The organism is Nocardioides sp. CFH 31398 (genome assembly GCF_022436705.1).
Classification (GTDB): domain Bacteria; phylum Actinomycetota; class Actinomycetes; order Propionibacteriales; family Nocardioidaceae; genus Nocardioides.
The window spans coordinates 38,336-60,753 of sequence record NZ_JAKUHT010000010.1; the positions used below are offsets into that span (position 1 = coordinate 38,336).

The 22,418-nt window shown below is 73.0% G+C and carries 21 protein-coding genes; 12 read left to right on the forward strand and 9 right to left on the reverse strand.

The window, feature by feature from the left end; genetic code table 11:
* Nucleotides 1-8: 8 nt before the first annotated feature.
* From MJ876_RS09315 to MJ876_RS09335, 5 genes are read right to left on the reverse strand one after another with little or no spacing between them, the layout of a single operon-like run.
* Nucleotides 9-677 carry a class I SAM-dependent methyltransferase gene (locus tag MJ876_RS09315; RefSeq protein ID WP_240236002.1) on the reverse strand — a complete coding sequence of 223 codons (669 nt, stop codon included), beginning with the start codon at nucleotides 675-677 and terminating at the stop codon, nucleotides 9-11.
* The gene (gene map, locus MJ876_RS09320) at nucleotides 674-1,453 is read right to left on the reverse strand and encodes a type I methionyl aminopeptidase (protein WP_240236003.1); all 780 of its coding nucleotides are present in this window, start codon (nucleotides 1,451-1,453) and stop codon (nucleotides 674-676) included. Before map ends, MJ876_RS09315 begins: the two co-directional genes overlap by 4 nt.
* 42 nt (nucleotides 1,454-1,495) lie before the next feature.
* Nucleotides 1,496-2,425, reverse strand: a complete 930-nt coding sequence (locus MJ876_RS09325) for a DMT family transporter (protein ID WP_240236004.1) — start codon at nucleotides 2,423-2,425, stop codon at nucleotides 1,496-1,498.
* Nucleotides 2,422-3,117, reverse strand: coding sequence for an MBL fold metallo-hydrolase (locus tag MJ876_RS09330; protein ID WP_240236005.1), 696 nt, complete (start codon nucleotides 3,115-3,117; stop codon nucleotides 2,422-2,424). Before MJ876_RS09330 ends, MJ876_RS09325 begins: the two co-directional genes overlap by 4 nt.
* The gene (locus MJ876_RS09335; RefSeq protein ID WP_240236006.1) at nucleotides 3,111-3,833 is read right to left on the reverse strand and encodes a maleylpyruvate isomerase family mycothiol-dependent enzyme; all 723 of its coding nucleotides are present in this window, start codon (nucleotides 3,831-3,833) and stop codon (nucleotides 3,111-3,113) included. Before MJ876_RS09335 ends, MJ876_RS09330 begins: the two co-directional genes overlap by 7 nt.
* A gap of 204 nt (nucleotides 3,834-4,037) precedes the next feature.
* On the opposite strand from MJ876_RS09335, the gene uvrA reads away from it, so the two are divergent.
* The 12 genes from uvrA (at nucleotide 4,038) to MJ876_RS09395 (ending at nucleotide 18,307) form a co-directional block, all read left to right on the forward strand.
* The gene (gene uvrA / locus MJ876_RS09340; protein WP_240236007.1) at nucleotides 4,038-6,995 is read left to right on the forward strand and encodes an excinuclease ABC subunit UvrA; all 2,958 of its coding nucleotides are present in this window, start codon (nucleotides 4,038-4,040) and stop codon (nucleotides 6,993-6,995) included.
* A 75-nt stretch (nucleotides 6,996-7,070) separates the two neighbouring features.
* A complete protein-coding gene (locus MJ876_RS09345; protein ID WP_240236008.1) occupies nucleotides 7,071-7,526 on the forward strand; it encodes a Rieske (2Fe-2S) protein in 456 nt (151 codons plus the stop codon).
* A 53-nt stretch (nucleotides 7,527-7,579) separates the two neighbouring features.
* A complete protein-coding gene (locus MJ876_RS09350; RefSeq protein WP_240236009.1) occupies nucleotides 7,580-9,082 on the forward strand; it encodes a M20/M25/M40 family metallo-hydrolase in 1,503 nt (500 codons plus the stop codon).
* Between the two features lie 74 nt (nucleotides 9,083-9,156).
* Entirely contained in the window at nucleotides 9,157-11,157 is a 2,001-nt protein-coding gene (gene uvrC, locus MJ876_RS09355) for an excinuclease ABC subunit UvrC (protein WP_240236010.1), read from the forward strand.
* Nucleotides 11,154-12,029: an RNase adapter RapZ gene (rapZ, locus tag MJ876_RS09360; protein ID WP_240236011.1), complete on the forward strand. Its 876-nt coding sequence runs from the start codon at nucleotides 11,154-11,156 to the stop codon at nucleotides 12,027-12,029. The genes uvrC and rapZ overlap by 4 nt, the downstream gene beginning before the upstream one ends.
* A gap of 2 nt (nucleotides 12,030-12,031) precedes the next feature.
* Nucleotides 12,032-13,030 (forward strand): uridine diphosphate-N-acetylglucosamine-binding protein YvcK, encoded by a 999-nt coding sequence (gene yvcK / locus MJ876_RS09365; protein ID WP_240236012.1) that lies wholly within the window; start codon nucleotides 12,032-12,034, stop codon nucleotides 13,028-13,030.
* Between the two features lie 278 nt (nucleotides 13,031-13,308).
* The gene (whiA, locus tag MJ876_RS09370; protein ID WP_240236013.1) at nucleotides 13,309-14,295 is read left to right on the forward strand and encodes a DNA-binding protein WhiA; all 987 of its coding nucleotides are present in this window, start codon (nucleotides 13,309-13,311) and stop codon (nucleotides 14,293-14,295) included.
* Between the two features lie 262 nt (nucleotides 14,296-14,557).
* The gene (gene gap / locus MJ876_RS09375; RefSeq protein ID WP_240236014.1) at nucleotides 14,558-15,553 is read left to right on the forward strand and encodes a type I glyceraldehyde-3-phosphate dehydrogenase; all 996 of its coding nucleotides are present in this window, start codon (nucleotides 14,558-14,560) and stop codon (nucleotides 15,551-15,553) included.
* A gap of 1 nt (nucleotide 15,554) precedes the next feature.
* Nucleotides 15,555-16,784: a phosphoglycerate kinase gene (pgk, locus tag MJ876_RS09380; protein ID WP_308192583.1), complete on the forward strand. Its 1,230-nt coding sequence runs from the start codon at nucleotides 15,555-15,557 to the stop codon at nucleotides 16,782-16,784.
* Between the two features lie 14 nt (nucleotides 16,785-16,798).
* On the forward strand, nucleotides 16,799-17,569 hold the full coding sequence (tpiA, locus tag MJ876_RS09385) for a triose-phosphate isomerase (RefSeq protein WP_240236074.1): 771 nt from the start codon (nucleotides 16,799-16,801) through the stop codon (nucleotides 17,567-17,569).
* Nucleotides 17,570-17,598: 29 nt separating this feature from the next.
* The gene (gene secG, locus MJ876_RS09390; RefSeq protein WP_240236015.1) at nucleotides 17,599-17,838 is read left to right on the forward strand and encodes a preprotein translocase subunit SecG; all 240 of its coding nucleotides are present in this window, start codon (nucleotides 17,599-17,601) and stop codon (nucleotides 17,836-17,838) included.
* Between the two features lie 103 nt (nucleotides 17,839-17,941).
* A complete protein-coding gene (locus tag MJ876_RS09395; protein ID WP_240236016.1) occupies nucleotides 17,942-18,307 on the forward strand; it encodes an RNA polymerase-binding protein RbpA in 366 nt (121 codons plus the stop codon).
* Nucleotide 18,308: 1 nt separating this feature from the next.
* On the opposite strand, the gene MJ876_RS09400 is transcribed toward MJ876_RS09395, so the two are convergent.
* The 4 genes from MJ876_RS09400 to tal are packed head-to-tail and all read right to left on the reverse strand — an operon-like array spanning nucleotide 18,309 to nucleotide 22,400.
* Nucleotides 18,309-18,926, reverse strand: coding sequence for an alpha/beta hydrolase (locus MJ876_RS09400; RefSeq protein WP_240236017.1), 618 nt, complete (start codon nucleotides 18,924-18,926; stop codon nucleotides 18,309-18,311).
* Entirely contained in the window at nucleotides 18,893-19,627 is a 735-nt protein-coding gene (gene pgl / locus MJ876_RS09405) for a 6-phosphogluconolactonase (protein WP_240236018.1), read from the reverse strand. The genes MJ876_RS09400 and pgl overlap by 34 nt, the downstream gene beginning before the upstream one ends.
* Nucleotides 19,624-21,300 (reverse strand): glucose-6-phosphate isomerase, encoded by a 1,677-nt coding sequence (pgi, locus tag MJ876_RS09410; RefSeq protein ID WP_240236019.1) that lies wholly within the window; start codon nucleotides 21,298-21,300, stop codon nucleotides 19,624-19,626. Before pgi ends, pgl begins: the two co-directional genes overlap by 4 nt.
* The gene (gene tal / locus MJ876_RS09415; RefSeq protein WP_240236020.1) at nucleotides 21,297-22,400 is read right to left on the reverse strand and encodes a transaldolase; all 1,104 of its coding nucleotides are present in this window, start codon (nucleotides 22,398-22,400) and stop codon (nucleotides 21,297-21,299) included. The genes pgi and tal overlap by 4 nt, the downstream gene beginning before the upstream one ends.
* Between the last annotated feature and the right edge of the window lie 18 nt (nucleotides 22,401-22,418).

Sequence of the window (22,418 nt, forward strand, 5' to 3'; positions counted from 1 at the left end):
GACCACCGCTAGGTGACCGGGTCGCCCGCGTCGCCGCGCACGCGCCGGAGCACGCGCATGGAGCCGAGGGCGTCCTCCTCGGCGAAGTCCCCGGAGGCGAGGGCGCGCCGCCACACGTCGTACGGCGGGCGGCCGCCGTCCGCGGGGTCGGGGAAGACGTCGTGGATGACGAGCAGGCCGTCCGTGCGCACCCAGGGCGCCCAGCCGGTGTAGTCGTCGTGGGCCGGGGCGTCGCCGTGGCCGCCGTCGACGAACACCAGCGCGAGCGGGGTGCGCCAGATCGCCGCCACCGTCGCCGACTCGCCGACGAGCGGCACGACGACGTCCTCCAGGCCGGTGTCGACGAGGGTCCGGCGCAGGAACGGCAGCGTGTCGATGCGGCCGGTGCGCGGGTCGACCAGGGACGGGTCGTGGTGCTCCCAGCCGGGCTGGTTCTCCTCCGACCCGTGGTGGTGGTCGAGGGTCAGGACGACGGCCTGCGGGCCGCCGACCCCGCGCGCCGCGGCGCCGAGGTAGACCGCGGACTTGCCGCACCACGAGCCGATCTCCAGCACGGGGCCGACCGCCAGGGCCCGCTTAGCCCAGTCGTGGAGGAACAGGCCCTCGTCGTCCGGCATGAAGCCGGTGGTGGCGCGGGCTGCACCCAGCAGTTCCGCGGGGGGGAGCTCGGGCGTCACGCCGCCAGGAACGACCGGTCGGTGAGGACGATCGGGTCGCCGTCGGTCACGGCGATGGTGTGCTCGCTGTGGGCGCCGCGGGAGCCGTCGCCGCTGCGCAGCGTCCAGCCGTCGTCGTCGGTGTAGATCTCGTCCGTGGTGTGGAGGAACCACGGCTCGATCGCGATGACGAGGCCGGGCTTCAGCGGGAAGCCGCGGCCGGCCTTCCCGTCGTTCGGGACGTGCGGGTCGCCGTGCATGGTCCGCCCGACGCCGTGACCGCCGAACTGGGTGTTGATCTTGAGGCCCTCGGCGCGGGCGACCTGCGCGATCGCGGCGGAGATGTCGCCGATGCGGTTGCCGGCGCGCGCGGCCGCGATGCCGGCCTCCAGGGCGCGCTCGGAGGTGTCGATGAGGCGCAGGTCCTCGTCGCGGGGCGTCCCGACCACCACGCTGGTGGCGGAGTCGGCCACCCACCCGTCGACGGCGACGGCGAAGTCGACGCTGAGCAGGTCGCCGTCCTTCAGCGCGTAGTCGTGGGGGAGCCCGTGGAGGACGGCGTCGTTGACGGAGGTGCACAGCACCTTCCCGAACGGCGAGGCGCCGAAGGAGGGGTGGTAGTCGATGTAGCAGGACTCCGCGCCGCGGTCCTTGATCATCCGGTGGGCGAGGGCGTCCAGCTCGAGCAGGTTGACCCCGACGTCGGCCGCCCCGCGCAGGGCCTCGAGCACCTCGGCCACGAAGCGACCCGCGGGACGCATCTCCTCGATCTGGGCGGGCGTGCGGAGCTCGATCATGGCTCCCAGCCTAGGCCGCGGCGCCGGCCGCCCGAGCACCGGTCACTTCGGCTCCGGCTCCTCCAGCTGCCGCCCGAGACTGGCGATGGCGAGGAGCACCAGCGCCGAGCCCACGACGCCCGGGAGGGTGAGCGCCTCGCCGAGGAACGCGACGGCGATGAGGACGGCGGTCACCGGCTCCAGCAGGGTCGCCAGGACGGCGTTGCCGCTGGACGTCGTCCGAAGCCCGGCGAAGAGCAGCACGTAGGCCAGCGCCATGGTCACCACGCCCAGGTAGACGAGCAGTGACCAGGCCACGGGGTCGGACGTGGTCAGCGGCTGGTCCAGCACCAGCGCGGCGACGACACCGAGCGGCACGAGCGCCGCGCAGACCACCGACAGGGTCGCGGTCGCGGTCGGGACGGCGCCGTACGTCTTCGTCAGGGGACCGCCGAACTCGGCCGACAGGGCGTAGGCGGACCCCGACGCCAGCGCGATCAGCACGCCGGCGACGGTCGTCTCGCCGCCGGGGGCGTGACCGCCGCCGACGAGGGTGACGAGCAGCAGGCCGGTCAGCGCGGTCGCGACGGTGAGGAGCTGCGGGACGGACGGCGGCCGCCGGTCGCGGGCGGCGTGGAGCACCAGCAGCAGCACCGGCGGGATGCCCATCGCGACCACCGTGGCCACGCTGACCCCGGTGGCGAGGACGGCGACGAAGAACAGCATCTGGAAGGCCGCCGTGAGCAGACCGACCAGCACCGCCCGCCCACCGGCCTCGGCCAGCAGGCGGCGGCACGTGGTCCAGTGCCGGCCGACGGCGACGACCGCGACCATGACGAGGACGGCGGCCACCGAGCGGTAGGCGCCCATCATCAGCACCGACAGCGACGTCCGGTCGCCGACGATCGCGACCGCGGGGCCGATGGTGCCCCAGACGACCCCCGCGGCGCAGACCAGCAGCAGGCCGCTGGCTGCGCGCGGCGGCGCCGTCACCACCCGCGCTCGCGCCACTCCGCGAGGTGGGGGCGCTCGGCGCCGAGCGTGGAGTCGTCCCCGTGGCCGGGGTAGAACCAGGTGCTGTCCGGCAGCGTGCCGAACACCTTGGCCTCGAGGTCGTCGAGGAGCGAGGCGTTGTCCTCCGCCGACCAGGTCTTCCCGGGGCCGCCCGGGAAGAGGCTGTCGCCGGTGAACAGGTGCGGGTGGCCGCCCGGTGTCGTGTCGTCGTACACGAGCGCGACGGAGCCGGGGGTGTGGCCGACGAGGTGGATCACGCGGAGGGTCACCTCACCGACGGTGACCTCGTCGCCGTCGCGCAGGTGCCGGTCGACGGTCACGCCGGTCTGCTTGGCGGTCTCCTCGGCGTCCGGCTCGCCGACGAGCACCTCCGCCCCGGTGGCCTGGACGACCTCGGCGAGGGCGCGGTGGTGGTCCCAGTGCTGGTGCGTCGTGACGACCCGGGTCAGGCCCGCGTCGCCGACGAGGTCGAGGAGGCGCGTCGCCTCGTCGGCGGCGTCGACGAGCAGCTGGTCGCCCGTGGCGGTGCAGCGCAGCAGGTAGCAGTTGTTCGACATCTGCGGGTCGACGGCGACCTTGGTGATGCGCAGGGCGTCGAGCTCGCGGACGTCGGCGTCACCACCGGGGGAGACGGAGCCGGTGTAGCCGGACGGGTCGGGGGAGGTCACCATCCGGCGATCCTAGGGAGGGGGTGGTCCGAGGCGAGACCGGAGGCGTCACCCCGTCCCGACAGCCACCAGGCGAGGTCGGCGGACGACCCGGTGACGACGGGATCGGCGTCCGTGCCGCCCGCGACCGACCAGCTCCGGTCGAGGTCGCCGGCGTACACGGTGAAGGGCACCACGTCGGACGCTTCGCCGGTCTCGGGGCTCAGCGAGCGGGCGCGGCTGTCGATGAGCCAGGCGCGGAAGTCACCGGGCCAGGAGGTGGCGTCGTAGGCCCCGGTGTCGAGGTCGACGTGGTGCACCTCGACCTCCGCGCGGCGGATCTCGGGGAACTGGGCGAGGACCCGACGCATCCCGCCGGGGTACCACTCGACCTCGACCGGCAGGGTGCTCTCGAGCAGGGACCCGAGGACCTCGGCCAGCGCGGCGGTGCTCGCCAGGAACCGCTCGCGCAGCTCGGTGCACGTCGCCGCGGACAGCTCGTCGATGTCGGACGCCCGGGCCTCGGGGGACTCGTAGAGCGCCACGGGCTCCTGGGTGCGGGCGCCCTCGGCCCCGCGCGCCATGGCCTCGGCGTTGAGCGCGAGGTGCGCGACGACGTGGGCGCGGGTCCAGCCGGGCAGCAGCGACGGCGCCGCCAGCAGCGGTTCGTCGAGGGCGTCGACGCTCCTCACGAGCCGGCGCGTGGAGTCGGTCAGGGGCAGCAGGTCCACGCTCGGCATGGTCGTCATGATGCACCGACCCGCGGGGCCGGAGATCCTCCCCACACCGTTGGGTACCTGCTACGTCGGCGTGGCAAGGTGGTATCACCCGCGGCTCGGACCTCCCCCCGGACGGCGCGGCGCCTTGCGCCGCACGCCGCGCTGACGAACACTTGTTCGATCACGACGACCTGCCCACCCAGGCACCGAAGGACCGCCCGCCACATGGCCGACCAGCTCATCATCCGCGGCGCCCGCGAGCACAACCTCAAGGACGTCTCCGTCGACCTCCCGCGGGACGCGCTGATCGTCTTCACCGGCCTGTCCGGGTCGGGCAAGTCGAGCCTCGCGTTCGACACGATCTTCGCGGAGGGTCAGCGCCGGTACGTCGAGTCGCTGTCGGCGTACGCCCGCCAGTTCCTCGGCCAGATGGACAAGCCCGACGTCGACTTCATCGAGGGCCTGTCGCCCGCGGTGTCGATCGACCAGAAGTCGACCTCGCGCAACCCGCGCTCGACGGTCGGCACCATCACCGAGGTCTACGACTACCTCCGGCTGCTCTACGCCCGCGCCGGGCGCCCGCACTGCCCGACCTGCGGCGCGCCGATCGAGCGGCAGACCCCGCAGCAGATCGTCGACCGCGTGCTCGCGCTCGAGGAGGGCCGCCGGTTCCAGGTGCTCGCGCCGGTCGTGCGCGGCCGCAAGGGCGAGTACGTCGACCTGTTCCGCGAGCTCCAGACGCAGGGGTTCAGCCGTGCCCGGGTCGACGGCGAGACCCACCCGATGGACGACCCGCCCAAGCTGGACAAGCAGAAGAAGCACACGATCGAGGTCGTCGTCGACCGCCTGTCGGTCAAGGAGACCGCCAAGCGGCGCCTCACCGACTCGGTCGAGACCGCCCTGCGCCTCGCGGGCGGCCTGGTGCTGCTGGAGTTCGTCGACCTGCCGGCGAAGGACCCGGGCCGCGAGATGCGGTTCTCCGAGAAGATGTCGTGCCCCAACGACCACGCCATCGACACCGACGAGCTCGAGCCGCGGTCCTTCTCGTTCAACTCACCGTACGGCGCCTGCCCGGCCTGCACCGGCCTCGGCACGCGCCTGGAGATCGACCCCGAGCTGGTCGTGCCCGACCCCGGCGCGTCGCTCGCCGACGGCGCGATCCAGCCGTGGAGCGGCGCCCACGTCGCCGACTACTTCCTGCGTCTGCTCGGGGCGCTCGGCGACGAGCTCGGCTTCGACGTCGACACCCCGTGGGAGGACCTGCCCCGGAGCGCCCACGCCGCGATCCTGGGCGGGCACCCGACGAAGGTCCACGTCCGCCACCGCAACCGCTACGGACGCGAGCGCTCGTACTACTCGGAGTTCGAGGGCGTCGCGAAGTACGTCGAGCGCCGCCACCGGGAGGCCGAGTCCGACACCAGCCGCGAGCGCTTCGAGGGCTTCATGCGGGAGGTCCCGTGCCCGACCTGTCGCGGCAGCCGCCTCAAGCCGGTCTCGCTCGCCGTCACCGTCGGCGGCCGTGACATCGCCTCGGTCTGCGCCCTGCCGATCAGCGAGGCCGCCGGCTTCCTGCGCGAGCTCGAGCTCACCGGTCGTGAGCGCCAGATCGCCGAGCAGGTGCTGAAGGAGATCAACGAGCGCCTGACCTTCCTGCTGGACGTCGGCCTCGACTACCTGACCCTCGACCGGCCCTCGGGCTCGCTGTCGGGCGGGGAGGCGCAGCGGATCCGGCTCGCCACGCAGATCGGCGCCGGCCTGGTCGGCGTCCTCTACGTGCTCGACGAGCCGTCCATCGGTCTCCACCAGCGCGACAACCACCGGCTCATCGAGACGCTGGTCCGCCTGCGCGACCTGGGCAACACGCTCATCGTCGTCGAGCACGACGAGGACACCATCAAGGTCGCCGACCACGTCGTCGACGTCGGGCCGGGCGCCGGCGAGCACGGCGGCCAGGTCGTCCACTCCGGCTCGGTCCAGGGACTGCTGGAGCACCCGGACTCCCTGACCGGCCGCTACCTGTCCGGCCGCGAAGAGATCCCGATCCCCGCCGTACGGCGCCCGCGCACCGTCGGCCGCGAGCTCACCGTGCACGGTGCCCGGCAGAACAACCTGGACGACGTCACCGCCACGTTCCCCCTCGGGCTCTTCGTCGCCGTCACCGGCGTCTCCGGGTCCGGCAAGTCGACGCTGGTCAACGACATCCTCTACACCTCGCTGGCCAAGCAGCTCTACAACGCCCGGACCGTGCCCGGCCGGCACCGCAAGATCACGGGCGTCGAGCACGTCGACAAGGTCGTCCATGTCGACCAGTCGCCCATCGGCCGCACGCCCCGGTCGAACCCGGCGACGTACACCGGGGTCTTCGACCACGTGCGCAAGCTGTTCGCCGCCACCCCGGAGGCCAAGGTCCGCGGCTACCAGCAGGGCCGGTTCTCGTTCAACGTCAAGGGCGGTCGCTGCGAGGCGTGCGCCGGCGACGGCACGATCAAGATCGAGATGAACTTCCTCCCGGACGTCTACGTGCCCTGCGAGGTCTGCCACGGCGCCCGCTACAACCGCGAGACGCTCGAGGTCCACTACAAGGGCAAGACGATCGCCGACGTCCTGCAGATGCCGATCGAGGAGGCCGTCGACTTCTTCGAGGCCGTCCCCGCCATCAACCGGCACCTCAAGACGCTGGTGGAGGTCGGTCTCGGCTACGTCCGCCTCGGGCAGCCGGCGACCACGCTCTCCGGCGGCGAGGCGCAGCGCGTCAAGCTGTCGGCCGAGCTGCAGAAGCGCTCCACGGGCCGGACCGTCTACGTGCTCGACGAGCCCACCACGGGCCTGCACTTCGAGGACATCCGCAAGCTCCTGCTCGTCCTCGGCCGCCTGGTGGACGCCGGCAACACGGTGCTGGTCATCGAGCACAACCTCGACGTCATCAAGACCGCCGACTGGCTGGTCGACATGGGCCCCGAGGGCGGCACCCGCGGCGGCACCGTCGTCGCGGAGGGCACGCCCGAGGAGGTCATGGCCGTCGAGGCGAGCCACACCGGCCGCTTCCTGGCCCCTCTCCTCGAGGGCAAGGAGGCCACCCGCAGCCGGGCGAAGCGTCCGCCGAAGGACGAGCTGCCCGTGCGCAGCCGCACCGCCACCGCGGCCCGCAAGCGGGCGGCGCGCAAGAAGGCGGCGGCGAAGTAGCCGCTTCCTGAAGACTGGCTGAGGAGTCGCCCGGGAGGACGGGTGCGCGGGGGTCCGCTGGCTACGCTCGCCGTCATGAGCGCTGCCCCCGACGCCCTGCCCGAGGCCACCGGCCACCGTTGCCTCTCCCGCCGCTCCGCGATCGGGGGCGTGGCCTGCGCGGGCCTCGCCGTGCCGTTCCTCGCCGCCTGCAGCTCCGACTCGAGCTCGCAGTCCGGCTCCGACGGCGGGCAGACCGCCGACGCCGGCACCCCGCTGGCGCCGACCAGCGACATCCCGGTGGGCGGCGGGGTGATCTACGCCGACCAGGGCGTCGTGGTCACCCAGCCGACCGAGGGCGACTTCAAGGCGTTCGGTGCGGAGTGCACCCACCAGGGCTGCACGGTCACCGAGGTCACCGAGACCATCGACTGCGCCTGCCACGGCAGCTCGTTCTCGCTCGAGGACGGCGCCCCGACCGCGGGGCCCGCCACCGACCCGCTGCCCACGGTGGAGATCACCGTCGAGAACGACGAGATCACGGTTGCCTGACGCTCTCCCCGAGAGCATTGCCGCCCTCCGGGGGGCTGCGTAGGGTCCCGCGCATGCCTTCTCGGGACACTCACAGCACCCTGCCCACTCTCGACCAGCCGACCCACAGGTCCGGCGGTCCCCTCTCCCGCCGGACCGTCCTCGGCGGTCTCGCCGGGTCCGTCGCGGTCGTCGCCGCGGGCCGACCGGCCTGGGCCGTCGACAGCCCCCGCCCCGGCGCCACCCGCGGCCCCTCCCTGGCCACGGTCGACCGTCGCGTCGTCCGCGAGGTCCGGCCGGAGCAGCTGCTGCGGCACCTGCGGGCCCTGTCGGAGGACATCGGGCCCCGCATCGGCGGCACGCGCTCGGAGTACGACGCCGCGCAGTACGTCGCCGCCCAGCTCGACCGGCAGCGCCTCGCCGTACGCCTCGAGCCGTTCGCCGTCGCCGACAAGTTCCTCGCGCAGGTCGACGACCCGCGCGGCCAGCTGCCCGACGACGTCTGCTGGCAGGCGGGCGCCTCGCCGGACGCCGCGCTCGACGTCCGCGTCGCGGGCGACGCCGTCGACGTCGGCCCGGCTGCCTCGCCGACCTGGCCCGACGACGTCACCGGGCGCGTCGTCCTCGCCGACGACCCCCAGAACGCCACGGACCCCGTCGCCCGGGTCGCCGCCCGGGCGGCGTTCGTCGCGGACGCCGAGTCCCGCGGCGCGGTCGCCGTCGTCCTGCTCCCCGCCGACCTCGCCTTCCCGCGGCGGGCCCAGGCGTCCTCCCCGCGCCTCGTGCCCGGCACCGGCTCCGTGCCGCCGCCGACCACCGTCGCCGGCATCCCCGTGCTGGGCGTGGCGCAGGTCCAGAAGCAGCTGCTGCGCGAGGACCTCGCCGTCCGGCCGCTGCGCCTCGAGCTGTCGACGGTCGCCCACCGGGGCCTCACCAGCCACAACGTCATCGGCGAGCGACCCGCCGGGCGTCGCGGCGGCACGTCGCCGCTCGTCTACGTGTCGGCCCACTACGACACCGTGATCGGTGCCCCCGGTGCGAACGACGACGGCTCCGGCACCGCCCTGACCCTCGAGCTCGCCCGGGTGTTGACGAAGCTCGGGAAGCTGGAGGCCGGCGTCCGCTTCGCGCTGTGGGGGTCCGAGGAGCAGGGCCTGATCGGCTCGCGCCACCACGTCGCGCAGCTCGCCCAGCCGGAGCGCGACCGCATCCGCGGCGTCTTCCAGAACGACATGGTCGGCACGAGCTGGTCGCCGGCCACCCGCTACTGGCAGCTGTCGTTCGACGGGCAGGCCAACCCCACGACCCAGAGCGTCACCGCCGCCGCGGAGCGGCTCGGCTACGCCCTGCAGATCTCTCCCGTCACGCAGCGCGGCGCGAGCGACCACCAGTCGTTCCAGGAGGTCGGCATCGCCTCCGCCAACTTCTCCTGGCGCGGCGAGTCGAGCCCGGCGCTGCTGGAGCCGCCGTACCACAGCCCCGAGGACACCATCGCGAAGAACATCAGCATGGACCGCCTCACCGTCAGCACCGAGCTGATCGGCTGCGCGACGTACGACCTGGCCTCGCGCCGCTGACCGACCCCGGCCCCCCGCAGCCCCACCCGGGCCGCCGCCGACCGGACGTCGGCGGCGGTCCGTAGGCTTGGCGGGTGGCATCGGGACGCACGTCGAGGACCTCGCGGGGGCCGCTGGCCTACCGTCCGGAACCCGGCTCGATCCCCACCCAGCCGGGTGTCTACCGGTTCCGCGACGCGAAGGGCCGGGTCGTCTACGTCGGCAAGGCGAAGAGCCTGCGGGCGCGGCTGTCGTCGTACTTCCAGGACATCGCGAACCTCCACCCGCGCACCGCGACGATGGTCACCACCGCCGCCAGCGTCGAGTGGACGGTGGTCGCCACCGAGGTCGAGGCGCTGCAGCTGGAGTACTCCTGGATCAAGGAGTTCGACCCCCGGTTCAACGTCAAGTACCGCGACGACAAGTCGTACCCGTGGCTGGCGGTCACGACGGGGGAGGAGTTCCCCCGCGTCATGGTCGGCCGCGGTGCGAAGCGGAAGGGCACCCGCTACTTCGGGCCGTACAGCCACGCCTGGGCGATCCGCGAGACCGTCGACGTCCTGCTGAGAGTCTTCCCGATGCGCTCCTGCAGCGCCGGGGTGTTCAAGCGCAGCCAGCAGATCGGCCGGCCCTGCCTCCTCGGCTACATCGACAAGTGCGCGGCCCCCTGCGTCGGCAAGGTCACCGCCGAGGAGCACCGGGCGATCGTCGACGACTTCTGCGACTTCATCGGCGGGCGCAGCAAGCCCTTCATGACCCGCATCCGCAAGGAGATGATGGCGGCGTCGGAGGCGCAGGAGTACGAGCGCGCCGCCCGCCTGCGCGACGACCTCGGCGCCATGGAGCGGGCGCTGGAGAAGCAGGCCGTCGTCCTCGGGGACGGCGCCGACGCCGACGTCATCGCGTTCGCGGAGGACCCGCTGGAGGTCGCCGTCCAGATCTTCTACGTCCGCGGCGGCCGCATCCGCGGGCAGCGGGGCTGGGTCGCCGACCGCGTGGAGGAGGGCGGCACGCCCGAGCTGGTCGAGAACTTCCTGCTCCAGATGCACGCCGGGGAGTCCGGCGACGCGATCCCGCGCGAGGTGCTCGTCCCGGCCCTGCCGCCGGAGACCGAGACCCTCGAGCAGCTGCTGAGCGAGCTCCGCGGCGCGCGCGTCGGCATCCGCGTGCCGCAGCGCGGCGACAAGAAGGCGCTGCAGGAGACCGTGGCGCGCAACGCGCTGCAGGCGCTGGGGCTGCACAAGACTAAGCGCGCCAGCGACCTCACCACCCGCAACCGGGCGCTGGAGGAGATCGCCGAGGCGCTCGACCTCGAGGAGGCGCCGCTGCGGATCGAGTGCTTCGACGTCTCGAACCTGCAGGGCACCGAGGTCGTCGCCTCCATGGTCGTCTTCGAGGACGGCCTGTCGCGCAAGAGCGAGTACCGCCGCTTCGTCATCCGTGCCGTCGACGGCCAGAACGACGTCGCCTCGATGCACGAGGTCATCACCCGGCGGTTCAAGCGGCTGCTCGACGAGCAGTCCAACAGCCTCGAGCAGCAGACCGACTCCGGGCCCATGCTGGTCGACCCCGAGACGGGCCGGCCCCGCAAGTTCGCCTACGCCCCCGGCCTGGTCGTCGTGGACGGCGGCCCGCCCCAGGTGGCGGCCGCCCAGCGGGCGCTGACCGAGCTGGGCATCGACGACGTCCCCGTCTGCGGGCTGGCGAAGCGGCTGGAGGAGGTGTGGCTGCCGTCGGAGCAGGACCCGGTGATCCTGCCGCGCTCCTCGGAGGGGCTGTACCTGCTGCAGCGCGTCCGCGACGAGGCGCACCGCTTCGCGATCAACCACCACCGGGGCCGACGCAGCAAGTCGATGGTCGAGAGCGCCCTCGACGACGTCCCCGGCCTGGGGGAGGTGCGGCGCAAGACGCTGCTCAAGCACTTCGGCTCGCTGCGCAAGCTCCGACTCGCGGAGGTCGACGAGATCGCGCAGGTCCCGGGCATCGGTCCCCGCACCGCGGCGGCGATCAAGGAGGCGGTGGCGCCGGATCCGGGCCAGGATGCTCCCGTGAGCGTCAACACCGCGACCGGCGAGATCCTCGAGGACGGCGCATGAGCGCGACCGTCACCGACCCCGGCGAGCTGGTCGTCGTCACCGGCATGACCGGCGCCGGGCGCAGCACGGCGGCGAAGGAGCTGGAGGACCTCGGCTTCTACGTGGTCGACAACATGCCGCCCAGCCTGCTGCGCGACGTCGTCCGTCTGGTCGACGAGAGCGCCGGTCGCAGCCAGCCGGTAGCGGTGGTCGTCGACGTCCGCTCGGGGTCGTTCTTCGAGAGCCTCCAGGCCAACCTCGCGCAGGGTGCGACGGGCCGACGGACGACGTTGCTGTTCCTCGACGCCTCGGACGACGTGCTCGTCCGGCGGCAGGAGGCCGCTCGGCGCCCGCACCCGCTGCAGGGCGGCGGACGTCTCCTCGACGGCCTGCACCGCGAGCGGACGGCCCTCGCGGACGTGCGCAGCAACGCGGACCTAGTCATCGACACCACGACGCTGAACGTCCACCAGCTCACGGACCGCGTGGCCGAGGCGTTCGGCACGCCCGACACGACGCGGCTGAAGATCTCCGTGGTGAGCTTCGGCTTCAAGTACGGCATCCCCGTGGACGCCGACCTGGTCGCCGACATGCGGTTCCTGCCGAACCCCTTCTGGGTGCCCGAGCTGCGGTCGATGAACGGCCGTGACGGCGACGTCGCCGACTACGTCATGGGCCGGCCCGGGGCGTTGGAGTTCCTGGACCAGTACGTCCCCCTCGTCGAGACCGTCGCCGCCGGCTACCTGCGCGAGGGCAAGCGGTTCGCGACCATCGCGATCGGCTGCACCGGCGGCAAGCACCGCAGCGTGGCGATGTCCGAGGAGGTCACGCAGCGGCTGCGTGACCTCGGCTACGACGCCCGCGCCACCCACCGCGACCTGGGCCGGGAGTAGGCGTGGCCGCCGACCGCCCCGGCGAGGGCTCGACGCAGTTCGCCCAGTCGGTGGTCGCCCTCGGGGGCGGCCACGGGCTGTACGCGACGCTGAGCGCGCTCAGCCGGCTCATCGACGACCTCACCCTCGACGAGCTCACGGCCGTCGTGACGGTCGCCGACAACGGCGGCTCGTCGGGTCGCCTGCGGGGCGAGTTCGGCGTCCTCCCGCCGGGCGACCTGCGGATGGCGCTCGCCGCGCTGTGCGGCGACGACGAGTGGGGCCGCACCTGGGCCGACGTCCTCCAGCACCGGTTCGCGGGGGCGGGGGAGATGAACGGCCACGTCGTCGGCAACCTGCTGATCGTGTCGCTGTGGGAGCGCCTCGGCGACCACGTGGAGGCCCTCGACTGGGTGGGCCGCCTCCTCGGTGCGCGCGGCCGGGTGCTCCCGATGGCGACCACCCCGATGGACATCACCGCCCGCGTCCGCGACGTCGGCGCCGCCCCCGACGCCCCGACCCGCACCGTCCGCGGCCAGGTCGAGGTGGCCACGGTGGACGGCGAGATCGTCTCGGTCGCCCTGGACCCGCCCGAGCCCGAGGCCTGCCCCGAGGCCGTGCACGCGATCCTCGCCGCGGACTGGGTCGTCCTGGGCCCCGGCTCGTGGTTCACCTCGGTGATCACCCACCTCATGGTCCCCGGGCTGCGCCAGGCGCTGGAGAAGACCGACGCCCGGCTCGTCGTCGTCCTCAACCTCGAGCCGCAGGCGGGGGAGACGGGTGGCTTCGCCGCCGAGGACCACCTCGCCGCCCTGCTCGAGCACGCCCCCGACCTCGCCATCCACGCCGTCGTCGCCCACGGCGCCGGGGTCGGCGGCCCGGACGACGTCGCCGCCCTCGAGCGCGCCGCCGCCGGCGCCGGCGCCCGCCTCGTCCTCGCCGACGTCGCCGCCCCCGACGGCGGGGCCCGCCACGACCCCGCGCTCCTCGCCGACGTCCTCGGCGAGCTGTTCGCGACCTGAGGCCGCGCCGGCCGGCCCATGTAACGCGGGGTTACGGCTTGTGCACACGGCACCGGCACCCCACCGAGGGACCACAACCCCGCGGTGGATGCGGTGATCACGCGGTCGGACCACCGGTCCCGGCGCGGCTCCCGACCTCTCGTGAGCCCTCCGGCCACCGTCGGACGCGCCGAACGACACGAGGCGCGGCGCTCGGCGTGTCGCGCTTCTCACGTCCGGTCCCTGGCCTGACCAGGCAACGCGCGAGGGTCGTTGACCGTCGTGGCAGGATCACCCGCATGGCGATGACGGCACAGGTCAAGGCGGAGCTGTCGAGCACCCGGATCACGAAGACCTGCTGCCGCAAGGCGGAGGTCGCCTCGCTGCTCCGCTTCGCCGGTGGCCTGCACATCGTCTCGGGCAAGATCGTCGTCGAGGCCGAGCTCGACACGGGTGCCGCGGCCCGCCGCCTGCGCACCGACGTGGCCGAGGTGTTCGGCCACAGCTCCGAGGTGGCGATGGTCCAGGGCAACGGCCTGCGCCGCGGCAGCCGGTACGTCGTCCGCGTGACCAAGGACGGCGAGGCGCTCGCCCGCCAGACCGGCCTGCTCGACCAGCGCGGTCGCCCCGTGCGCGGCCTGCCGCCCCACGTCGTGTCCGGAGGCGGTTGCGACTCCGTCGCCGCGTGGCGCGGCGCGTTCCTCGCGCACGGGTCGCTCACCGAGCCCGGCCGCTCCGCCGCCCTCGAGCTCACCTGCCCCGGACCCGAGGCCGCCCTCGCCCTCGTCGGCGTCGCCCGCCGGCTCGGCATCCCCGCGAAGGCGCGCGAGGTCCGCGGCGTCGACCGCGTCGTCATCCGTGACGGCGACGCCATCGGCGCCCTGCTCACCCGCCTCGGCGCCCACGAGTCGCTGATGGCCTGGGAGGAGCGCCGCATGCGCCGCGAGGTGCGCGCGACCGCGAACCGTCTCGCCAACTTCGACGACGCCAACCTCCGCCGCTCCGCCCGCGCCGCCGTCGCCGCCGGTGCCCGCGTCGAGCGCGCGATGGAGATCCTCGGAGACGACGTCCCCGACCACCTCCGCATGGCCGGCACCCTCCGCCTCGAGCACAAGCAGGCGTCGCTCGAGGAGCTCGGCCAGCTGCACGACCCGGTCCTCACCAAGGACGCCATCGCCGGCCGCATCCGCCGCCTGCTCGCCATGGCCGACAAGCGCGCCGAGGAGCTCGGCGTCCCCGGCACCGAGGCCTCGCTCACGGAGGAGATGCTCGCCGAGGACGCCTGAGCGCGTCCTCCCGCGCGGGGGTTTCACCAGCCGGCTGGTGAAACCCGGACCTGGCCCCCGAAACTTCGTCAGCCAGGTCGGCACATCACCAGCCGGCTGGTGAAACCCCGGCAGGCCCAGCCCACGGAACCACCCGCGCGAACGCCCGCGGCGGGGGTGGGCCGGTTACTCGACGGTACGGCGGACAGCGGTTCCGCGAGGTCGGTGGCGGCCGATAGTGTCGAGGCGTCCGCCACACCCAGCGACTTCAGGAGCACTCGCAGTGACCGTTCGCGTAGGCATCAACGGCTTCGGCCGGATCGGCCGCAACTTCTTCCGGGCCGTCCAGGCGTCGGGCGCCGACATCGAGATCGTGGCCGTCAACGACCTGACGGACAACGCCTCGCTGGCGCACCTGCTGAAGTACGACTCCATCCTCGGCCGTCTCGGCCAGGACGTGACGAGCTCCGACGACGCGATCACCGTCGGCGGCAAGGAGATCAAGGCCTTCGCCGAGCGCGACCCCGCCGCCCTGAAGTGGGGCGACGTCGGGGCCGACGTGATCGTCGAGTCCACCGGTTTCTTCACCGACGCCGAGAAGGCCAAGGCGCACCTGGCCGGTGGCGCCAAGAAGGTCATCATCTCCGCGCCCGCGAAGAACGAGGACGTCACCGTCGTCATGGGCGTCAACGAGGGCGACTACGACCCGGCCAACCACTCCGTCATCTCGAACGCGTCCTGCACCACGAACTGCCTGGCGCCGATGGCGAAGGCCCTGAACGACGGCCTGGGCATCGTGCAGGGGCTCATGACGACGGTGCACGCCTACACCGCCGACCAGAACCTCCAGGACAACATCCACAAGGACCTGCGGCGCGCCCGCGCGGCCGCGCTCAACGTCGTCCCCACCTCGACCGGCGCCGCGAAGGCCATCGGCCTCGTGCTGCCCGAGATGAAGGGCAAGCTCGACGGCTACGCGCTGCGCGTCCCGGTCCCGACCGGCTCGGCGACGGACCTCACCTTCGAGGCCTCCCGCGAGACCTCGGTCGATGAGGTCAACGAGATCGTGAAGGCGGCGGCCGACGGCAGGATCCTCAAGTACTCGACCGACCCGATCGTGTCCTCCGACATCGTCACCGACCCGGCGTCCTGCATCTTCGACGCGCCGCTCACCAAGGTGATCGGCAACCAGGTCAAGGTCGTCGGCTGGTACGACAACGAGTGGGGCTACTCCAACCGCCTCGCGGACCTGATCGTCCACGTCGGCGCCACGCTCTGACGTGGCGGTCATCGACGGCCCGCTCGAGGGTCTCGGCGACGTCGCCGGCAAGCGGGTGCTGGTCCGCTCGGACCTGAACGTCCCGCTGGACGGCACCCGCATCACCGACGACGGCCGGGTTCGCGCCTCGGTCCCGACGATCTCCGCGCTGGCCGACGCCGGCGCGCGGGTCGTCGTCGTGGCCCACCTCGGGCGGCCCAAGGGAGAACCCGACCCGGCGTACTCGCTGCGGCCCGTCGCGGACCGGCTCGGTGAGCTGTTGGGGCGGCGGGTCGCCTTCGCCACCGACACGGTCGGGGAGTCCGCGACCGAGACCGTGGCCGGGCTCGGCGACGGCGAGGTGGCGGTGCTGGAGAACGTCCGCTTCAACGCTGGAGAGACCTCCAAGCAGGACGAGGTCCGCTCGGCGTTCGCCAGCGAGCTCGCCAAGCTCGCCGACGCGTTCGTGTCGGACGGGTTCGGCGTGGTGCACCGCAAGCAGGCCAGCACGTACGACGTCGCCCTGCACCTGCCCAGCGTGATGGGCGCGCTGGTGGCCTCCGAGATCGACGTCCTGCGGCGTCTCACCGAGGACCCGCAGCGCCCGTACGCCGTGGTCCTCGGAGGCTCGAAGGTCTCCGACAAGCTGGGCGTCATCGACAACCTGCTCGGCAAGGCCGACCGGCTGCTGATCGGCGGGGGGATGGTCTTCACCTTCCTCGCCGCCCAGGGGAAGTCGGTGGGTGCCTCGCTGCTGGAGTCCGACCAGGTGGAGCGCTGCGCGGAGTACCTGCGCCGCGCGGACGAGCTCGGCGTGCAGCTGATCCTTCCGACCGACGTCGTCACCGACACCTCCTTCCCGTCGGGCGACCGGGAGCCGCTGCCGAGCACCGTGTCGGTCGACGAGATCGACGACGACGCCATGGGCCTCGACATCGGTCCCGAGTCGGCGGCCGCGTTCGCCGACGCGCTCCGTGACGCGCGGACGGTCTTCTGGAACGGCCCGATGGGCGTGTTCGAGACCGACGCCTTCGCCGACGGCACCCGCGCCGTCGCGCAGGCGCTGGTCGAGTGCACCCGGAACAACGGCCTGACGGTGGTCGGCGGCGGCGACTCCGCGGCGGCGGTGCGCACGCTCGGGTTCGCCGAGACCGACTTCGGCCACATCTCGACCGGTGGCGGGGCGAGCCTCGAGTACCTCGAGGGCAAGGAGCTGCCCGGCGTCGCCGTCCTGGAGAGGAGCACCGCGTGAGCAGGACCCCCCTGATGGCGGGCAACTGGAAGATGAACCTCGACCACGCCGAGGCCGTCCACCTGGTGCAGAAGCTCGCGTGGACGCTGCAGGACAAGCGGCACGACCCGGCGAAGGCGGAGGTCGTGGTCGTCCCGCCGTTCACCGACCTCCGCTCGGTGCAGACGCTCGTCGACGGCGACCGCCTCAAGATCGCGTACGGCGCGCAGGACGTCTCGACCGAGGCCTCCGGCGCCCGCACCGGCGAGATCTCCGCGCACATGCTCGCCCGGCTCGGCTGCTCCTACGTCGTGGTCGGCCACTCCGAGCGTCGCGAGCACCACCACGAGGACGACGCCCTCGTCAACGCCAAGGCGAAGGCGGCGCTCGGGGAGTCGATGACTCCCATCGTGTGCGTCGGCGAGGGCCTCGACGTCCGGCAGGCCGGGGACCAGGTCCCCTACACGCTCGCCCAGGTCGACGGCTCGCTCGCCGGGCTCTCGGCCGAGCAGGTCGCGGGTCTGGTCGTCGCCTACGAGCCCGTCTGGGCCATCGGGACCGGCGAGGTCGCCACCCCGGACGACGCGCAGGAGGTGTGCGGCGCGATCCGCGCCCGCGTGCGCGAGGTGTGGGGCGACGCCGCGGCGGACGGCGTCCGCGTGCTGTACGGCGGGTCGGTCAAGGCGGCCAACGTGGCCGGGATCATGGCCAAGGACGACGTCGACGGGTGCCTCGTCGGCGGCGCCAGCCTGCAGGCCGACGAGTTCGGTGGCATCTGCAGGTTCTACGACATGCCGGTGCTCTGAGCCGTGCCGCGTGACGTAGGGTCCTCGTCGTGACTCTGGTGTTGACGATCCTGCTCATGCTGACCAGCCTGCTGCTGATCGTGATGGTGCTCCTGCACAAGGGGCGTGGCGGCGGGCTCTCCGACATGTTCGGAGGCGGGGTGTCCAGCTCGCTGGGCGGCTCGTCCGTCGCCGAGCGCAACCTCGACAGGTTCACCGTCGGGATCGGCATGATCTGGTTCGCCTGCGTGGTGGCGCTCGGACTGCTGTACGCCTACGGAGCCGCCTGAGCACGAATCACGCGGCGTCGTCCTTGGGGAGGAGACGGCGCCGTACACCGCGGTCGCGTCGACGGGACGCACCGCAACCGGACACACGAACTGGGAGGGACACATGGCCGGAGGAAGCGGAGCCAACGCGATCCGGGGGAGCCGCGTCGGCTCGGGCCCGATGGGCGAGGCGGAGCGCGGCGAGGCCGCGCCGCGTCAGTCCGTGACGTACTACTGCTCGCAGGACCACCGCTCGGTGGTCGCGTTCTCGGTCGAGGCCGAGGTGCCCGACACCTGGGACTGCCCCAAGTGCGGCCTGCCGGCGAGCCTCGACGCGGAGAACCCGCCGGAGGCCCCGCGCATCGCGCCGTACAAGACGCACCTCGCCTACGTGAAGGAGCGTCGCAGCGACGAGGAGGCCGCGAGCATCCTCGACGAGGCCATCGCGACCCTGCGCTCGCGCCGCAAGGCCGGCGAGATCGTCTTCTGAGTCACCGGTCCTGGAGGTGGTCCCTGACCGCCTCCAGGACCTGCTCGCCCTCGGGCGAGTCGAACAGCCCCTGGGCGTGCGCGTCGCCGGGCACGAGAAGCAGGTCGGCGCCGTCCACCGCGCCCGCGATCCGCGGTGCCACGTCGGCCACCACCTCGTCCTCGCTGGCGACGTAGAGGCCGGGGACGTCACCGCGCGGCACGACCACGGCGTTCGGGGACAGCAGGACCAGCCGGTCCGCGCAGTCCGCCTCGGCTGCGCACAGGGCGAGGACGGCGTCCGCGCCCGCGCTCGCGCCGACCAGGGCCACCTCGCGCGCCCCGTCCGTGCGTGCCCGCTCGACCGCCGCGGCGAGCGCCTGGGGCGTGATCTCCTCCGTCGCGACGACGGTGGCGCCGTCCTCGGCGATCACCGTGGCCTGCTCGGCCCAGCTGGCCGCGTCGTACGACGCCCCGTGGGCCAGCACGACGGTGCGGTCGCCGTCGCCCCACACGAACGCGGGCCCGCCGCCGACCTCGACCTCCTCGGCCCCGTCCGGCGTCGACGAGCACGCCGCCAGGAGGGCGGGCAGCAGCGCGACGGCGCCTAGAGCAGCGACGCGGCGTCGGCGTCCAGCCACCACGTGCGGTCCCCGCCCCTCACCCCGCGGGCCGGCGTCTCGTCGACCGTGCCGTCCTCGGCCAGGGCGCGTCGCACGGCGTCCGCCTTGGCTTCGCCGCTGACCAGGAACCAGACCTCCTCGGTGCGCTCGAGCGCGGCGAAGGTGAGCGTGACGCGCTCCGGCGGTGGCTTCGGGGAACCCGTGACGCCGACGGCGAGGTCGTCGGCCCCGAGCTGCGCGAAACCGGGGAACAGCGAGGCGACGTGACCGTCGGGCCCCACTCCCAGCATGACGAGGTCGAACCCGCCACCGCCCTGGCTGCGCACCTCGTCGGCGTAGGCCGCCGCCGCCGCGTCGACGTCGGCGTGGCCGTCGTCGGTGGTCGGCATGCGGTGGACGTTCGCGGCCGGGACGCCCAGGGGCTCGAGGAGGTCGCGCACGGTCGCCCGGTCGTTGCGCTCGTCGGAGTCCGCGGCCACGTACCGCTCGTCGCCCCACCAGAACGTGACCCGCGTCCAGTCCACCGACGACGTGTCGAGCGTCGGCACCAGGGCGTGGATCCGTTCCGCGATGGTCCCGCCGGTGAGGGCGACGGCGGGCTCGCGGCCCTCGGCCTGCCAGGTCGCCAGCCGGTGCACCAGGGCGACCGCCACGCTGTGCGCCAGCGCGTCGGCGTCGGGGTGGGTGCGGACGGTCGGTGCGGAGTCGTCGGCGCTCATCGGCTGCGGTGCTCGCGGTAGTAGGCGATCAGCGCCTGCGTCGAGGCGTCCTGCGCGGCGAGGGCGTCGGCGTCGCCGGCGAGGGCGGGTCCCACCTCGAGGGCGAGCTTCTTGCCGAGCTCGACGCCCCACTGGTCGAAGGAGTCGATGCCCCACACGACGCCCTGCGTGAACGTGATGTGCTCGTAGAGCGCCACCAGCTGCCCCAGCACGGACGGCGTCAGCGCGGGCGCCATGATCGAGGTGGTCGGCCGGTTGCCGGTGAACACGCGAGCCGGGACGACGGCCTCGTCGGTCCCCTCGGCCCGGACCTCGTCGGCCGTCTTGCCGAAGGCCAGCGCGCGGGTCTGGGCGAGGAAGTTGGCCAGGAACAGCTCGTGGACGTCGGTGTCACCGTCCGAACGCGGGTACGACGGCTCCGCGAAGGCCAGGAAGTCGGCCGGGATCAGCCGCGTGCCCTGGTGGATCAGCTGGTAGAACGCGTGCTGGCCGTTGGTGCCGGGCTCGCCCCAGAACACCTCGCCGGTGTCGGTGACGACGGGTGAGCCGTCCCAGCGGACGCCCTTGCCGTTGGACTCCATGGTCAGCTGCTGCAGGTACGCCGGGAACCGGTGGAGCAGCTGCGAGTAGGGGAGGACGGCGTGGGTCTGGGCGCCGAGGAAGTCGGAGTACCAGACGTTGAGCAGCCCCATCAGCATCGGCACGTTCTCCGCGGGCGGGGCGGTGCGGAAGTGCTCGTCCATGGCGTGGAAGCCGGCGAGCAGGTCGGCGAACCGCTCGGGCCCGACGGCGATGACGAGGGAGGTGCCGATCGCGGAGTCGAGGGAGTAGCGACCGCCGACCCAGTCCCAGAAGCCGAACGCGTTGTCGGGGTCGATGCCGAAGTCGGCGACCTTGTCGAGGGCGGTCGAGACGGCGACGAAGTGCTTCGCGACGGCCTCGGCGTCGTCCACGCCCGCCGACGACAGGCCCTCCAGGAGCCACGACCGGCACATCCGGGCGTTGGTCAGCGTCTCGAGCGTCCCGAAGGTCTTGCTGGACACCACGAACATCGTCGTCGCCGGGTCGAGCCCCTGCAGGGTCAGCGCCACGTCGGTGGGGTCGATGTTCGACAGGAAGCGGCACTCGAGGCCCTCCTGCCGGTACGGGGCCAGCGCCTCGTAGGCCATGACGGGGCCCAGGTCGGAGCCGCCGATGCCGATGTTCACGACGGTGCGGATGCGCTCGCCCGTGACACCGGTCCAGGAGCCGTCGCGGACCTTCGTGGCGAACGCGTAGACCCGGTCGAGGACCTCGTGGACGTCGGCGACGACGTCCTGACCGTCCACGACCAGCTGGGCGTCCCGCGGGAGCCGCAGGGCCGTGTGGAGCACGGCGCGGTCCTCGGTGACGTTGATCCGCTCGCCGGCGAGCATCGCGTCGCGGCGGGCCTCGACGCCCACGGCGTCACCCAGGGCGAGCAGCGCGTCGAGGACGTCGCCGTCGAGCAGCGCCTTCGACAGGTCCACGTGGAGGTCGGCCGCCGCGAACGACAGCCGCTCGACGCGGCCGTCGTCCTCGGCGAACCAGGCGCGCAGGTCGGGGGCGAAGCCGTCCGCCAGCGTCCGCAGCCGGTTCCAGGCCTCCGTCGTGGTGGGGTCGACGGGCTGGTCGGGCGCCGCCCCCTGGCTCATGCCGACTTCTCCAGCTGGTCCTTCACCGTCTGGGTCAGCTCGGCCCAGGAGTCGTCGAACTTGTCGACACCCTCGTTCTCGAGGACGACGTACACGTCCGCGAGGTCGAGGCCGACGCCCTCGAGCGCGTCGAAGACCTGCTGGGCCTCCTCGGCGCGGCCGGTGACCTGGTCACCGGTCACCTCGCCGTGGTCGGCGAAGGCGTCCATCGTCTTCTCGGGCATCGTGTTCACGGTGCCGGCGACGACGAGGTCGGTGACGTAGAGGGTGTCGGGGTAGTCGGGGTTCTTGACCCCGGTGGACGCCCACAGCGGACGCTGCACGTGCGCCCCGGCGTCGGCGAGCGCCTGCCAGCGGTCGGAGGAGAAGACCTCCTGGTACGCCGCGTACGCGAGCCGGGCGTTGGCCAGCGCCGCCTTCCCCTTGAGCGCGGCGGCCTCGTCGGTGCCGACCGCGTCGAGGCGCTTGTCGACCTCGGAGTCCACGCGCGAGATGAAGAACGACGCGACGGACTGGATCGAGGACAGGTCCTTGCCCGCCTCCTTCGCCGACTCCAGCCCGGTGAGGTAGGCGTCCATGACCGCGCGGTAGCGGTCGATGGAGAAGATCAACGTGACGTTGACGCTGATGCCCGCGCCGATCGTCTTCGCGATCGCCGGCAGGCCCTCCTCGGTCGCGGGGATCTTGATCATGGCGTTGGGCCGGTCGACGGCCGCCCACAGCGCCTGGGCCTGCGCCTCGGTGGCGTCCGCGTCGCGGGCCATGCCGGGGTCGACCTCGATCGAGACGCGGCCGTCGGCGGGCTCGCCGGAGAACACGGGGGCGAGGACGTCGCAGGCCTCGCGGACGTCGTCGGTGGTGATGGTGAAGATCGCGTCGTCGACGCCGACGCCCTTGCCGGCCAGCTCGCGCAGCTGCTCGTCGTAGGCGTCGCCGGAGCCGAGGGCGGAGGCGAAGATGGACGGGTTGGTCGTGACGCCGACCACCGACTTCTCCTTGACGAGCTGCTCGAGGTTGCCGGTCCGCAGGCGCTCACGGGACAGGTCGTCGAGCCAGATGGAGACGCCGGCGTCGGCCAGGGTCTTGAGACGGTCGGTCATGGGTCCTCCTCGAGGAGC